The organism is Microbacterium sp. Yaish 1 (genome assembly GCF_002245215.1).
Classification (GTDB): domain Bacteria; phylum Actinomycetota; class Actinomycetes; order Actinomycetales; family Microbacteriaceae; genus Microbacterium.
In genome coordinates this window covers 1,274,538-1,287,657 of the sequence record NZ_NPMR01000001.1, presented here as the reverse complement: position 1 = coordinate 1,287,657, position 13,120 = coordinate 1,274,538, and the positions used below count along the sequence as shown (strand labels likewise).

Below are 13,120 nucleotides of genomic sequence, written 5' to 3'. Positions count from 1 at the left end.
AGCAGATCGTCGATGTCAGGCCTCCGCGTTCTCGATGATGCGCGTGATGCGCACCGCGTAGTCCTGGTCGACGACGACGATCTCGCCGTGGGCGATGAGCCGTCCGTTGAGCTTCACGTCGGCGGGGGCGCCGGCCGAGCGGTCGAGCTCGATGATGCGGCCCGGCTCGAGGTCGAGCACGTCGCGGACGGTCATGCGGGTGCGGCCGACCTCGACGGTCAGCTCCATCTCGACGCCCGCGATGCGCTGCAGGCGGCGCGGCGAGGCAGCGGCGGGGTGCGACACGCGGACCGCGAGACGCCCGATGACCCGGGCATCCTCGTCGACGAGGTCGAACACCTGCGCGGCGGGGTGGGCGAACAGCGACGAGGCGTCGCCGATGCTCGCCTCGCCGAGCACGCTCGGCCCGAATGCCGTCGCGGCGGCGTCGAGGGCGTCGCGGAGTCGTTCGGACAGCGGCAGGGCGGCGTCCGCGCCGACGAGCGCCGACTCGTCGAGGACCACGACCGCGAGGGCCGCGCTCGTGTCGCCGACCGACGAGACGATGACCGCGTCGCCGGTCTCACCCGCGCTCGTCCCGGGGCGGGCGGTGATGCGCGACGCGGTCGGCAGGCGGTCGGCGAACGCCGCCGCGGCTGCGGCCTCGTGGGTGGTGGTGCTGGTCATGGCGACTCCTCGGACAGCGCGGGGGAGAGATCGGATGCCGTCACGACGCACGCGAGGCGCGCGCCGTGCGACCCCACGGCGGCGGATGCGACGACGTGCTCGTCGACGGCGAGATCGAGGGGACGGTCGGCGGCGTGCGCGAGCGAGATGACATCACCGACGGCGAGGTCGAGCACCTCGGCGGGGCGGACGGCGCGCGGCGCGAGCCGCAGCGTCACCTCGACGGGCGTCTGCTCGACGTGCCGGCGGACGAGGCCCGGGTCGTTCGTCGCCCGCGGCGCCGAGGCGCTGTCGGACAGGCGCTCGAGCAGCGTCGCGGCGGGGAGGGCGATCGTCGCGCTCTCGGTGCGGTCGGCCAGGCGCATCGAGAAGCGGGCCACCACGACGAGGTCCTGACCGCCGACGACCTGGGCGAAAGCGGCGTTGTACTGCACGGCGCCGACGCTCAGCTCGCGCGGCAGGAGGGATCCGAGGGCCGTGCGGAGGTGGCCGAGGGTCTCGTCCATGAGCGAGCGGATGAGCGCCTGCTCGATCGCCGTGAGGGCGCGTGCTTCGGGCCGCTGCGAGCCGTCACCGCCGAGCATCTTCACGATCCACGACAGCGCCGACGGCAGCGGGAACTCGATGACCGCGCGATCGTCCGAGCTCGCGTCGGAGCACAGCACGAGCGTCGTCGTCGGCGGGACCGTGGCGACGTACTCGTCGTAGGTCTCGAGGCTCACGCGTTCGAGGGCGATGTGCGCGCGCACGCGCGCCTTCGCGGCGAGGAGCATCGCCCACTGGCGCGCGAAGGCGTCGAAGGCCCCCGCCAGGGCGCGCGTGTGCTCGCGGGACAGCGCCGCGGGTCGCCCGAAGTCGTAGCGTTCCGGGGCCGCGGTCGCGGCATCCTCGGTTCGCACGCTCGGGGCGGTCGGCACGGTCTGCACGGCGGGGACTATCGGTCGCGTCGCGCGTCTGGTTAGCCCCGGGCTTCGCGGGGTGGGCGCGGGTTCGGGCGCGGGCTCGGGTTGAGCTGGGTTGGGTTGGCCGTTCGTGCCTGCTCAGGGCTGGGGAAGGGGCGAGTTCTGCCAGGTGAGCCCGCGGAGTCAGCCGTCGGCGGCGGCGAGAGCGGGGAGCTCGCCGCGCACCTGCGCGTCGGCATCCGAGAGCACGACGATGTCGACGCGACGGTTCTGCGCGAGGGCCTCGGCGCTCGATCCCTCGGCGAGCGGCCGCGACGACCCGAACCCCACGGAGCTGATGCGCTCGCGCGCGACCCCGCGTGCGTCGACGAGGTAGCCGAGCACGCCGTTGGCCCGCGCGGTGGAGAGCTCCCAGTTGTCGGCGAAGGGTGCGATAGCGGGGCGGGCGTCGGCGTGGCCCTCGACCGAGATGAGGTGCGCGTCGGCGGCGAGCACGGCCCCGGCGGCGTCGAGCACGGCCCGGGCCCGGTCGCTCAGGTCGGTGCTGTTGGTGTCGAAGAACGTCTCGGCGCTCACGAGACCGATCGTGAGGCCCCGGTCGTCGATGGTGAAGGTCGCGGCGTCGCCCAGGCCCTGCTCGGCGAGAGCGCCCTCGAGGCGTGAGCGCAGGTCGTCGAGCGAGCTGTACTCCTGCTCGGCCGGAGTCGGAGCGGTCGGCGTCTCGACGAATCCCTCGCCCTCCTCCTCGACCAGCTCGGGCGGCACGACGACACCCTCCGAGACGTCGCGGGTCTCGGAGATCTCCGACCCGAACCCGGTCGCGAGCGAAGCGCGCAGCTGCTCGAACTTCTCCTGGTCGACGTTGGACATCGCGAACATGACGATGAACATGCACATCATCACGGTGATCATGTCGAGGTACGACGCCATCCAGCGCTCGTCGGGGCCCTCGTGCGACGACTCCATGACGCGGCGGCGACGCGGCGCGCTCATACTCCGGCGTCCGCTGGCTCGTCGGCCGCCGCCTTCGCGCGGCCGCGGCCGGGCTTGGTCTCGGGCGCGAGGGCCCGCAGGCGCTCGGCGACCAGCATCGGCGGGTTCCCCGCCTGGACGGCGAGCATCCCCTCGGTCACGAGCGTCATCCGGTCGACCTCGATCTCGGCGAGGCGCTGCAGCCGCGTGCCGATCGGCAGCCAGATGAAGTTCGCCGACAGCAGTCCCCACAGGGTCGCGACGAAGGCGGCGGCGATGAGCGGTCCGAGCTGGTCGGGCTTGTCGAGGTACTCCAGCACGTGGGTGAGCGAGACGACCGTGCCGACGATGCCGACCGTCGGGGCGTACCCGCCGAGGGCCGAGTAGAAGCGCGAGGCCGTGCGGCGCTCCGCGGCGACGGTGGCGACGCGGTCCTCGAGCACGACCCGCAGGTCTTCGGCATCCGTTCCGTCGGCGATGCTCTGCAGGGCATGGCGCAGCAGCGGATCCTTCTCGTCGGCCACGGCGCTCTCGAGGGCGAGCAGCCCCTCGGCGCGAGCCTTCTCGGCATACCCCACGACGGTGTCGATGAGCGCCTCGGTCGATCCCTTGATGCCGACGAAGGCTCGCGGCAGGGCGCGCACCGCCCCCGCGGCATCCCGGAGCGTGCCTCCCGCGATGCCGATCGCGATGGTCGCGCCGAAGACCAGCACCATCGGCGCGGGAAGGAGCAGAGCGTTGAGGCTCGCCCCCTCGAGCTGGATCATCGCCCACAGGCCGCCGAAGGCCAGCAGGATGCCGATGAGGAGTGACGGATCCATCAGCGCTCACCCTCCGGTGCGGTGGCCGTGGTGGTGGCGGGGGCCGTGGCGGGGTCGGGTGCCGCGGCATGGCCGAGCGCCGTCGCCAGCACGCGAGCTCGGAACTCGACGATGCTCTGGATGACGGCATCCATCGTCTCGGCGACGACGAACGTCGCCCCGTCGACCAGCGTGAGCGTCGTGTCGGGGCTCGCCTGGATGCGTTCGACGAGGTCGGGGTTCACGGCGAACCGGTGACGGTTCAGTCGTGTCAGAACGATCATGTCGCCCTTCTCGTCGGTCAGCGCGCGGGGGAACGGGTCGTCGCGGGTACGGCGGCTCCGAGGGAACTGTCGGCAGCGCGGGGCGGTCGGTTAGCGTCGCGGCCGCGTGCACAACTCCTCAGAATCCGTCGTGACCGGTGCCGCGCGCGGGCCGCGAGGCCGAACCAGGACGGATTCTGAGGAGTTGCGGGCCTGCGCGATCAGCGCTTGAGGTTGGTCAGCTCCTGCAGCACCTCGTCGCTCGTCGTGATGATGCGGGCGTTCGCCTGGAATCCGCGCTGCGCGACGATGAGGTTCGTGAACTCCTGCGAGAGGTCGACGTTCGACATCTCCAGCGCTCCGCTGACGAGCCCGCCGCGGTCGTCGGTGCCCGCCGTGCCGACGGCGGCCGCGCCCGAGTTGGCGCCGGCACGGTACTGCGACGACCCGGCCTTCTCGAGACCCTCGGGATTGTCGAAGGATGCGAGGGCGATCTGCGCGAGCACCGATGTCGCTCCGTTGCTGAAGGCGCCGACGAGGCTGCCGTCGGCCGACAGCGTGTACGACACGAGGCTGCCGGGCGCGCGCCCGTCCTGACCGCCGAGCTTGACGGTGCTGAGGTCGGCGTAGCCGGTGATGGCCGAGAGATCGACCGCGACACCGCCCGAGGTGATCGTCGCGGGCGTCGTTGTCAGGCGTCCGTCGGTGAAGGCGAGCTGCGTCGTCGTGGTGCCGTCGGTGACGTCCCAGCCGCCCGCGGTGCGGGTGAAGGTGAGAGCGAGCTGGCGGGACTCGCCCTGCGCGTCGTAGACGGTGACGTCGCGGACGAGCTTCTCGCCGACCGCCGAGCCCGAGGGCAGGTTGCCCGTCACCGCGGCGGACGTCGTCGCGCGCCCGGGCGAGGTCGCGCCCACCGGGAGGGCGATGTTGCCGACCGGCCCGCCCGTCGGCACGACACCGTCGACGGCGGTCCAGCCCTGCACGAGCGCGCCGTCCTTGGTGGTCAGGCGACCCGCGGAGTCGAAGCCGAACGAGCCGTTGCGCGTGTAGAGCGTCTCGGCGCCGTTGCGCACGACGAAGAAGCCGTCGCCCGCGATCATGAGGTCGGTGGGCACGCCGGTGGCCTGCTGCGATCCCTGCGTGAAGTTCGTGCGGACCGCGGCGACCTGGGTGCCGAGGCCGACCTGAGCGGCGTTCGTGCCGCCGGCTCCGGCCTGCGCGGCGCGGGAGTTCTGGACGATCTGCGACAGCGTGTCCTGGAACTGCACCGAGCCCGCCTTGAACCCGACGGTGTTGACGTTGGCGATGTTGTTGCCCGTGACATCGAGCATGGTCTGGTGCGAGCGGAGGCCGGAGATGCCGGCGTAGAGCGAGCGGAGCATGGAGTGTCCTTCGGTGTGGGGCTGGCGTGGTGATGGGGGTTGCCGGAGCAGGGGGGGCTCAGGATGCGGATGCCGCGGGCGGCGCGGCATCCGACACCGCGATGCCCGAGACGACGTCGAGGGGAACCGCCGTGCCGCCGATCGTCACGAGCGGCACGCCCTTCTCGAACGACACCTGGGTCACGCGACCGCTGTGGGTCGTGCCGTCGGCGTCGACGTACGAGGCCTGCTGGCCGACGAGTGCGGCGGCGGTCTGGCGCATCGTGAGGGCGAAGTGCTCCGACGAGGTGGTGGTGAGCGCGACGAGCTGCTCCATCATGGCGAGCTGCGTCGTCTGCGCCATCATCTCGTTGGTGTCGAGCGGCGAGCTCGGGTCCTGGTTCTTCATCTGCGCGACGAGCAGCTGCAGGAAGACCTCGGAATCGAGGGTCTGCTTCGGTGCGGGAGGGGCGGATGCCGTGGGCGTGGCACCCACGACGCCGACGGGCGGAACGCTGCTCATGGTGATTCTCCGATTCAGGCGTAGAGGTCGATGCGACCGGCCTCGAGAGGCACGGGCTGGGCGGGGTCGTGCGGGCGGTCCGCGGGAGCAGCGGGTGCGTGACCGGAGCGCCCGCCGCGACCCGGGTCGTCGGGGGTCTGCTGCGGCGTTCCGTCGGACGCTCCGCCGTCCGAGGGCTGGCCGGCCGACCCGCCTGCTCCGCCCGTCGCGGCGTGCTGCGCCAGGGCCGGGAGCGACGACGACACCCGTGACGCATCGTCACCCGGGGTCAGGCTCACGGACGAGAAGGGCGCGAGCACGGCGAGATCGCGGCGCAGGTCGCCGAGGACCGCCCGGATCGCATCGTGCGCCGCCGCCGTACCGGAGGCCAGCTCGACGGTGATCGACGACCCGGAGATGTGCGCCGTGACGGTGATCGGCCCGAGGCTCTCGGGCGAGACGCGCAGCACCATGGTGTGGCGGCCGGGCTCGGCGGCGACGAGCGAGAGGACGGGGCCGCGCAGCTGAGGCGCGAGGGCCGGCGCGGATTGCGCATGAGCGCCGTGCGTGGGCGTGGGCGCGGGCGTGGGCGCTTGCGCCGGCGCGGACTGAGCCGGGCCGGGCTGAGCGGGCGCGGGCTGCGAACCGGGCGTCGGCGTCACGGATGCCGCTGCGGACACGTCCGCGGATCCCGGCACGGGCTCCGGTGCGGTCCGCGCGGTCGGCGCGGTCATCGCTGCGGGTGTAGCCCCGGCGGACGTCGTCTCCCGTGCTGTCGTCTTCTCGGGCGCCGTCATCGGGGCTGCGTCGGTCGCCATCGCCGTCGCGGCTGCTGTCTCCGTCGCGGCTGCCGTCGCTGCTGTCTCCGCCGCGGTTGCCGTCTCCGCCGTCTTCGGCGCTGTCGGCGCCTCTGCCGTCTCCGCCGTCTTCGGCGCTGTCGGCGCCTCTGCCGTCGCCCCTGCCGCCGGCGCGCCCCTCGTTCCTACCAGCGCTCCTCCTGCCAGCGCACCTCCGGCCAGCGGTGTCGCGCGATCGGCGGCGACCGGCACAGCCGCGGTCGACGTCAGCGTCTCGGTACCGAGTTCTCTGCTCGTCCTTCCCGCAGCCGGACCCGCATCATCCGAGACCCCGGTGCCCGACATTCCGCTCATGGGCCCGGCGCCTGTGCCCGTACTGATGACGGCGAGCAGCACTGCCGCATCGCCCGTTGCCGCGTCCGCGTCGTCATCGAGTGCTGCCGCCTCCGCCGCGTCGGACGAGCCGGACTCCGAGCCCTGCAGTGCGCCCGTGTGCGGGTCGACGCCGAACGACCCGCCGCCCGCTCCGACGCCGGCCCCGGCAGCGTCCACTCCGCCCACCGGCACCGCGACCGCGGCCTGCCCGGCGAGCACGAGGGCGAAGGCATCGGACGCCGCCGCACCCTCGCCGCCGCCGTCGCCGCCGCTCGGCCCTCCGCTGCCGCGAGGACGCGCGACGGCGGTCGACGTTCCGAGTGCGAGACCCCACATACTCATGACGCCCCCTCGTCCCGGGCCCGTGCTCCCGGAGTACCCGGCGCATCCGACACATCCGACATCCCGCTCGCCGAGCGCAGCGCGATCTCGTCGAGCACGGCCTGCTCGGCGGCATCCCGTCTCGCGCGTTCCCGTTCATGGAACGCATCGGCCAGTCGCTCGATGCCTCGCTCGGCCCGGCGGGCGTCGTCGAGGCCCGCGCGAGCCGCATCGACGTCCGCGCGCTGCGCTCGCCGGAGCGTGTCGAGGTCGGTCAGCAGGCTGCGGGCGGCCACACGGCTGGCCGCGAGGGCCGCGAGCGTGCGGATGTCGCCGGGCGTCTCGGCCGACGTGGTCAGGGCCGCCCGCAGCTGCCGATCGCGGGCCTCGGTGCGCTGCTCCTCCATCGCGGCGCGCGAGAGATGCGCCGCCGCGGCACGCTGCTGGATGCCGCGGATGCGCAGCAGCCCCGCCAGGGGGAAGCCGCGCTTCACGAGACGTCTCCGAACGAGGCGACGAGCTCTCCGAGACGGCGCCACGACTCGGCGGCGGGGGAGCGGTCATCCAGGTCTTGCCGGAGGAACGCATCGATCGCCCGAGCGGAGGCGACCGCGGCGTCGACCCTCGGGTTCGCTCCCGCCTGGTAGGCGCCGACGCCGATGAGGTCGTGGGCCTCCTGGCGGGCGGCGAGCACCGAGCGCAGCGTCGTGGCGAGCCGGCGCTGATCGCCGGTCGCGACCTTGCCGGCGAGCCGGGACACCGATCCGAGCACGTCGATGGCGGGGTGGTGCCCGGTGACGGCGAGCGTCCGGTCGAGCACGAGGTGTCCGTCGAGGATCGAGCGCACCGTGTCGGCGACGGGCTCGTTGTGGTCGTCTCCCTCGACGAGCACGGTGTAGATGCCCGTGATCGACCCGTGCCGATCGGTGCCGGCCCGCTCGAGCAGTCGGGCGAGCACGGGGAACGTCGAGGGCGGGTAGCCGCGGGTCGCGGGCGGTTCGCCGGCGGCCAGGCCGATCTCGCGCTGGGCCATCGCGACGCGGGTGAGCGAGTCCATCATCAGGACGACGTGCTGACCCTCGTCGCGGAACGACTCGGCGATGCGCGTCGCCGTCGAGGCCGCCCGCAGGCGCGCCATGGCGGGCTGATCGGATGTCGAGACGACGACGACCGAGCGTGCGAGCCCCTCGGGGCCGAGGTCGTCCTCGAGGAACTCCCTCACCTCGCGGCCGCGCTCGCCGACGAGGGCGATGACGTTGGCCGAGGCCGACGACCCCCGCGCGATCATCGACAGCAGCGACGACTTGCCGACGCCCGACCCGGCGAACAGTCCTACCCGCTGACCGCGGCCGAGCGGGGTGAGCGTGTCGATCGCGCGCACCCCGGTGACGAGCGGCTCGGTGATGCGCTCGCGTCCCATCGCCGACGGCGGGGCGTGGTCGAGGTCGACCCGTGGCGCGACGAGGGGGCCGCGGCCGTCGATGGGACGGCCGAGCCCGTCGAGCACGCGCCCGAGCACGGCGGGGCCGACCGGCACGCGGGCGCGACCGGACAGGGCGCGCGCCGCGTCGCCGACGCGCAGTCCGTCGGTGACCCCGAGCGGCATGCAGCGCAGGATGCCGCGGTCCGCGGCGACGACCTCCGCGGGGATGCCGGCCGCCCCGCGATCGGTCGTCCCGCCGAGCTCGACCAGGTCGCCGACGGCCCCGGGCACGCCGCGGATGTCGACACCGAGGCCGACGATCCGCGAGACGGTTCCGGTCCGCAGCGGGCGCGCGGCCTCGACGACGGCCGACCAGCCCCCGCTCACGCGCTGTCCTCGAGAGCCCGCCGCGCCCGCGCGAACGCGGCGGCGATCCTCAGATCGATCGCGCCGTCGGCGAGGCGGATCGTCGCGTCGCCGGGCGCGAGCCCCGGGTCGACCTCGATCGTGACCGATCGCGGCAGCGTTCCCGTGAGGGCCGAGGCGACGACGTCGACGTCGGCGCCGGAGAGTCGGACGACCGGCGGCTCGGCGGCCTCGCCATCCGCTACCGCGTTCTCGACCCGGGCCGCGGTCGTGAGCGCCGCGCGCACGGGATCGGACAGCTCGCGCTCGACGATCGCCTGCGCCAGCTCGATCGCCATCGCATGAAGCTCGGCCACGACGGGCGCCGTCAGCTCCGCCGCGCGCGCGTCGAACCGAGCGGCCGCGCGCTCGAGCGCCGCGACGGCGGCGGCCACGCGCGCCCGGGCGGCTGCGTCCGCCGCGTGCTCCCGCTCGGCCCGTTCCGCTGCGTCGCGCTCGGCGTGGGCCGCAGCCAGCCGCATCCCCTCGGCGTACCCGGCGGCGTGACCGCGGGAGCGGGCACGGTCGCGCTCCTGGGTGAGCGACGGACCCGACAGGCGCGGGATCTCGAGGCGGGTGAAGGCATCAGACGACATACTCCTCCTCGACCCGTTGCACCCGGATGTCGCCGGCGGCCTCGAGCTCGCGGATCGTCCGGACGATCGCCGCACGCGCCTCCTCGACCTGCGAGACCCGCACGGTGCCGAGCAGACGCGACTCCTCCTGCAGCGCCTCGCGGTTGCGTTCGGTCATGTTGCGGAGGATCACGTCGGCGACGGGACCCGACGAGCCCTTCAGCGCGAGGGCGAGCACACGGACGTCGATGCCGCGCAGGACGCGCTGGGCGTCGCGGTCGTCGAGCACGACGATGTCGGCGAAGGTGAACATGCGCGAGCGGATGTCTTCGGCCAGGGCGCTGTCGCGCGCCTCGATGCTCGCGAGCAGGGCCTTCTCGACGGTCGCGTCCGACCGGTTGATGATGTCGACCAGGGGCTGCACGCCCCCGAGGGTCTCGCGGGCGTCGCGCGTGGTCAGTGCACCCGAGCGCGCGCGCAGCGCGGTGGCGACGACGGCCACGGCATCCTGCGACGCGGTTCCCATCGTCGCGATCGCCTGCGCGACGTCGGTGCGGGCGGGATCGGCGATCTCGGCGAGGACGGCCGCGGCGCGCTCCACCGGCAGATGCGCGATGACGAGCGCGACCGTCTGAGGGAGCTCGCCGTCGAGGATGCTGGCCACCTGGGCCGGCTCGACGGCGGTGAGGAACTCGAACGACGAGCTGGTCATCGACGACGACACCTTCGTCAGGACCCCCGCGGCCCGCTCGGGACCGAGCGAAGCCTCCAGCAGCCCCGTCGCGAGGTCGCGCCCGCCGCGGACGGGCGGCAGGTGTCCCCTCACGACCCGCTGGAAGTCGGTCAGCGCATCGCGCGTCGTCTCGAGGTCGAGGTCGCGCAGCCGGATGATCTCCGCCGCGATCGCCTCGGCCTCGTCGTCGGAGAGGTGCTTGAGCACCTCGACGGCCTGCGCCCGGTCGAGGTTCATGATGACGACGGCCGCCGTCTGGGTTCCGGTGAGCTCGCTCATGCGTCGGCCGAGTCCCGGACGAGCCGGCGCAGCAGGTCGGCGGTGCGGGCGGGGTCGCGGCGGGCGAAGTCGCCGATCTCGGCGCGACGGCGGTCGAGGGCCACCTGCACGGGCTCCGGGTCGGGCTCCGGTTCGGGGTCGACCGCCATCGCGGGCAGGGGCACCGTGGGCGCCTCGTCGAGGAGCGGGGTCGCGAGGCCCCGGGTGAGGGCGTCGAACCGATCGAGCGGCTCGTCGACCGGCGTGAGCGTCATGACCGACTCCGCCTCAGCGGCAGCGCGCCGGCGGCGGGCGATCACCAGGCCCGCGATCGTCGCGCCGACGAGTCCGAGCACGACGACGACGGCGATGATCGCGGTGCGGAGCGTCTCGGCGGAGCGCTCGGCCTCCTCCGCCTCGCGAGCCGCGTCGAGGGCGGCCTGGGCGGCTGCGGCGCCCTGATCGCTGAAGGCGACGAGCTCGACGGTCACCTGGTCGCCGCGGGCCCGGTCGATGCCGGCGGCCGAGGTCACGAGGGCCTCGAGCTGCGCGACGTCGACGACATCGGTGCCGTCGGCGTTGACGGCGACGGCGACGGTCTGCCGGGCGACGGCGCCCGCCGGCGTCGAGGTGCTCTCGACGGTCTTGTTCACGACGTTCGAGCGGTTCGTCTGCGTCGACTCGTAGGTGCCCGCGCCGCCGACGCCGGCGGGAAGCTCCGTGCCCAGGACGCCGGTCTGGCCCCCGGTGCCGGTGTAGCTCTCGGTGCTCGACTCCTCGGTGGCCGGCAGCGCACCCTCGACCGGGGTGTAGGTCTCGTCGACGCGCTCGGTCGCCGCCTGCTGCATCTCGGCGGCGACCGATACGGTCGCGTTGCCGGTGCCGAGCACGGTGTCGAGCATCTGCTGCACGCTGGCGGCCATGCGGGTCTCATAGGCCCCCGCCTGCTGGTCGGCGTTGCGGGTGGCGTCGCCGCCGATCGCCGACAGGGTGCGCCCGGCGGCATCCACGACCGCGACGTTCTCGGGCTTCATCCCGCTGACGGCCGCCGAGGTGAGGTGGACGATCGCCTCGACCTGCTCGGGCGGCAGCGCGACTCCGCGGGAGGTCTCGATGAAGACGGATGCCGTGGGCTCGACCTTCTGCGAGACGAACACGCTCTCCTCGGGCAGCGCGAGCTGCACCGAGGCCGTCGTGACGTTCTCGAGGGCGCCGATCGTGCGGGCGAGCTCGCCCTCGATCGCGCGCTTGTAGGTGACCGACTGCTGGAACTCCGAGCTCGTCACGCCCATCTTGTCGAAGAGCGAGTACCCCGACGACTCCGCGCTCGGCAGGCCCGCGGCGGCGGCGGCGAGGCGCTGCTCGTACACGGCGGCCTCGGGCACGAGCACGGTCGATCCGCCGTCTGTCAGCTCGTAGGGGATCGAGCCCGAGCGCAGCTGCTCGACCACCGCGCTGGCGTCCGAGGCCGACAGGCCCGAGAACAGCGGCGTGAGGGTCGGACGCGACATCCAGCTCGCCAGGGCGAACACGCCCATCGCGAGCACCGCGATGCCGATGATCGCGATCGTGCGCTGGGCGAGGGTGAACCCGGCGATCGTCGCGCGCAGGCGGGTCCAGAGCGAGGTGACGGCGGCGGGCATCAGGCCTGCATCCGCATGATGTCGTTGAAGGCCTCGACGCCCTTGTTGCGCACGGCGGCGATGAGCTCGAGGGTGACCGAGGCGCGCGACGACGCGATCATCGCGGAGTGGATGTCGTCGAGGTCACCCGTGACGGCCGCGACGGCCAGCTCGTTCGACGTCGACTGCATCGCGCGCAGCTCGTCGACCGCGCCGGTGATGCTCGCGCCGAAGTCGGCGCCGTCGGTCTGCTGGGGGGAGCGGGTGCTCGAGGTGAGGGCGGATGCGGCCGCGCCCAGGGCGTCGATGCCCGACAGCGGCGGCATCAGCGGCGTCCGATCTGCAGCGCGGCCTCATAGGTCGTCTTCGCGCGGTCGACGACGGCCGCGTTGGCCTGGTAGCCGCGCTGCGCGAGGATCAGGTGGCTCATCTGCTCGCCGAGATCGATGTCGGGGTAGCGGACGTAGCCGTCGGCGTCGGCGAGCGGATTGTTCGGCTCGTGCACGAGCCGGCCCTCCGTGCCGCCCCAGACGGCGCCCGCGACGCGCACGCCGCCCGGATCGCCCGCCGACTCGACCGCGATGTAGCGCTGGCGGAACGCGTCGTCGCCGGGCGCGACGGCGGTGTTGATGTTGGCGATGTTGTCGCTGAGCGCGTCGAGCCAGGTGCGGTGGGCCGTCAGGCCCGACCCGGCGATGCCGATGGCGTCGAAGGTCATGAGGTCCTCATCGCGGTCTGGAGCGAGCTGAAGGTGCCGCCCACGGCCTGCGCCGCGAACTGGTACCGCAGCACCGCCTCGATGTTGGCGAGCGTCTCGGTGTCGAGGTTGACGTTGTTGCCGTTGAGCCGGGTGGGGGCGGTCGACTCGCGGACGGTGGCCGTCACGGCGCCGTCGCCGCGTGCGACCGAGCGCGCCAGGGCGCTCTCGAAGCTGACGACCTTGGCCCGGTAGCCGGAGGTGTTGACGTTCGCGATGTTGTCGGCGATGGCGCGCTGGCGCTCGGCGAGGCCCGAGAGGGCGCTCGTGAGCGCGGTGGTGGTCACAGATTCGAGCACGAAGGCGTCTTCCGTCGAACGATGTGGCCGATCCCTGGCCGATGGATGAGCGATCCGTGCTCAGCATCCCCTATCGGCCGCCGCAGCGA

At 73.4% G+C, this 13,120-nt stretch carries 16 protein-coding genes; all 16 read right to left on the bottom strand.

What is annotated here, in order from left to right; translation table 11 throughout:
• Positions 1-15: 15 nt before the first annotated feature.
• The 16 genes from fliN to CI089_RS06025 all read right to left on the bottom strand — a co-directional run bounded on the left by fliN (position 16) and on the right by CI089_RS06025 (position 13,031).
• Positions 16-666: a flagellar motor switch protein FliN gene (fliN, locus tag CI089_RS06100; RefSeq protein WP_094260687.1), complete on the bottom strand. Its 651-nt coding sequence runs from the start codon at positions 664-666 to the stop codon at positions 16-18.
• The gene (locus tag CI089_RS06095; protein WP_094260686.1) at positions 663-1,592 is read right to left on the bottom strand and encodes a flagellar motor switch protein FliM; all 930 of its coding nucleotides are present in this window, start codon (positions 1,590-1,592) and stop codon (positions 663-665) included. The genes fliN and CI089_RS06095 overlap by 4 nt, the downstream gene beginning before the upstream one ends.
• Positions 1,593-1,751: 159 nt before the next feature.
• Positions 1,752-2,561, bottom strand: coding sequence for an OmpA/MotB family protein (locus tag CI089_RS06090; protein ID WP_023953664.1), 810 nt, complete (start codon positions 2,559-2,561; stop codon positions 1,752-1,754).
• Positions 2,558-3,361, bottom strand: coding sequence for a motility protein A (locus CI089_RS06085; RefSeq protein WP_023953665.1), 804 nt, complete (start codon positions 3,359-3,361; stop codon positions 2,558-2,560). Before CI089_RS06085 ends, CI089_RS06090 begins: the two co-directional genes overlap by 4 nt.
• On the bottom strand, positions 3,361-3,624 hold the full coding sequence (locus tag CI089_RS06080; protein WP_094260685.1) for a flagellar FlbD family protein: 264 nt from the start codon (positions 3,622-3,624) through the stop codon (positions 3,361-3,363). The genes CI089_RS06085 and CI089_RS06080 overlap by 1 nt, the downstream gene beginning before the upstream one ends.
• A 200-nt stretch (positions 3,625-3,824) precedes the next feature.
• The gene (locus CI089_RS06075) at positions 3,825-4,985 is read right to left on the bottom strand and encodes a flagellar hook protein FlgE (RefSeq protein WP_094260684.1); all 1,161 of its coding nucleotides are present in this window, start codon (positions 4,983-4,985) and stop codon (positions 3,825-3,827) included.
• 58 nt (positions 4,986-5,043) lie between these two features.
• Positions 5,044-5,487 carry a flagellar hook assembly protein FlgD gene (locus CI089_RS06070; RefSeq protein ID WP_094260683.1) on the bottom strand — a complete coding sequence of 148 codons (444 nt, stop codon included), beginning with the start codon at positions 5,485-5,487 and terminating at the stop codon, positions 5,044-5,046.
• A 14-nt stretch (positions 5,488-5,501) separates the two neighbouring features.
• Positions 5,502-6,980 carry a flagellar hook-length control protein FliK gene (locus CI089_RS06065; RefSeq protein WP_143738925.1) on the bottom strand — a complete coding sequence of 493 codons (1,479 nt, stop codon included), beginning with the start codon at positions 6,978-6,980 and terminating at the stop codon, positions 5,502-5,504.
• Positions 6,977-7,453 (bottom strand): hypothetical protein, encoded by a 477-nt coding sequence (locus tag CI089_RS06060; RefSeq protein ID WP_179223244.1) that lies wholly within the window; start codon positions 7,451-7,453, stop codon positions 6,977-6,979. Before CI089_RS06060 ends, CI089_RS06065 begins: the two co-directional genes overlap by 4 nt.
• A complete protein-coding gene (locus tag CI089_RS06055) occupies positions 7,450-8,769 on the bottom strand; it encodes a FliI/YscN family ATPase (RefSeq protein ID WP_094260681.1) in 1,320 nt (439 codons plus the stop codon). The genes CI089_RS06060 and CI089_RS06055 overlap by 4 nt, the downstream gene beginning before the upstream one ends.
• A complete protein-coding gene (locus CI089_RS06050; RefSeq protein WP_094260680.1) occupies positions 8,766-9,383 on the bottom strand; it encodes a FliH/SctL family protein in 618 nt (205 codons plus the stop codon). The genes CI089_RS06055 and CI089_RS06050 overlap by 4 nt, the downstream gene beginning before the upstream one ends.
• Positions 9,373-10,374, bottom strand: coding sequence for a flagellar motor switch protein FliG (gene fliG, locus CI089_RS06045; RefSeq protein WP_094260679.1), 1,002 nt, complete (start codon positions 10,372-10,374; stop codon positions 9,373-9,375). The genes CI089_RS06050 and fliG overlap by 11 nt, the downstream gene beginning before the upstream one ends.
• On the bottom strand, positions 10,371-11,996 hold the full coding sequence (gene fliF, locus CI089_RS06040; RefSeq protein WP_094260678.1) for a flagellar basal-body MS-ring/collar protein FliF: 1,626 nt from the start codon (positions 11,994-11,996) through the stop codon (positions 10,371-10,373). Before fliF ends, fliG begins: the two co-directional genes overlap by 4 nt.
• Complete coding sequence (gene fliE, locus CI089_RS06035) at positions 11,996-12,301, bottom strand: flagellar hook-basal body complex protein FliE (protein ID WP_094260677.1); 306 nt, start codon at positions 12,299-12,301, stop codon at positions 11,996-11,998. The genes fliF and fliE overlap by 1 nt, the downstream gene beginning before the upstream one ends.
• Positions 12,301-12,693, bottom strand: a complete 393-nt coding sequence (locus tag CI089_RS06030; RefSeq protein ID WP_023953675.1) for a flagellar basal body rod protein FlgC — start codon at positions 12,691-12,693, stop codon at positions 12,301-12,303. The genes fliE and CI089_RS06030 overlap by 1 nt, the downstream gene beginning before the upstream one ends.
• Complete coding sequence (locus CI089_RS06025) at positions 12,690-13,031, bottom strand: flagellar basal body rod protein FlgB (RefSeq protein ID WP_071918941.1); 342 nt, start codon at positions 13,029-13,031, stop codon at positions 12,690-12,692. Before CI089_RS06025 ends, CI089_RS06030 begins: the two co-directional genes overlap by 4 nt.
• Positions 13,032-13,120: the final 89 nt, after the last annotated feature.

Coding starts and splice junctions, on each gene's coding strand:
- fliF (WP_094260678.1), bottom strand. CDS start 11,996: ATGCCCGCCGCCGTCACCTCGCTCTGGACCCGCCTGCGCGCGACGATC.
- CI089_RS06080 (WP_094260685.1), bottom strand. CDS start 3,624: ATGATCGTTCTGACACGACTGAACCGTCACCGGTTCGCCGTGAACCCC.
- CI089_RS06075 (WP_094260684.1), bottom strand. CDS start 4,985: ATGCTCCGCTCGCTCTACGCCGGCATCTCCGGCCTCCGCTCGCACCAG.
- CI089_RS06065 (WP_143738925.1), bottom strand. CDS start 6,980: ATGAGTATGTGGGGTCTCGCACTCGGAACGTCGACCGCCGTCGCGCGT.
- CI089_RS06050 (WP_094260680.1), bottom strand. CDS start 9,383: ATGTCGTCTGATGCCTTCACCCGCCTCGAGATCCCGCGCCTGTCGGGT.
- fliN (WP_094260687.1), bottom strand. CDS start 666: ATGACCAGCACCACCACCCACGAGGCCGCAGCCGCGGCGGCGTTCGCC.
- fliE (WP_094260677.1), bottom strand. CDS start 12,301: ATGCCGCCGCTGTCGGGCATCGACGCCCTGGGCGCGGCCGCATCCGCC.
- CI089_RS06090 (WP_023953664.1), bottom strand. CDS start 2,561: ATGAGCGCGCCGCGTCGCCGCCGCGTCATGGAGTCGTCGCACGAGGGC.
- fliG (WP_094260679.1), bottom strand. CDS start 10,374: ATGAGCGAGCTCACCGGAACCCAGACGGCGGCCGTCGTCATCATGAAC.
- CI089_RS06085 (WP_023953665.1), bottom strand. CDS start 3,361: ATGGATCCGTCACTCCTCATCGGCATCCTGCTGGCCTTCGGCGGCCTG.
- CI089_RS06030 (WP_023953675.1), bottom strand. CDS start 12,693: ATGACCTTCGACGCCATCGGCATCGCCGGGTCGGGCCTGACGGCCCAC.
- CI089_RS06070 (WP_094260683.1), bottom strand. CDS start 5,487: ATGAGCAGCGTTCCGCCCGTCGGCGTCGTGGGTGCCACGCCCACGGCA.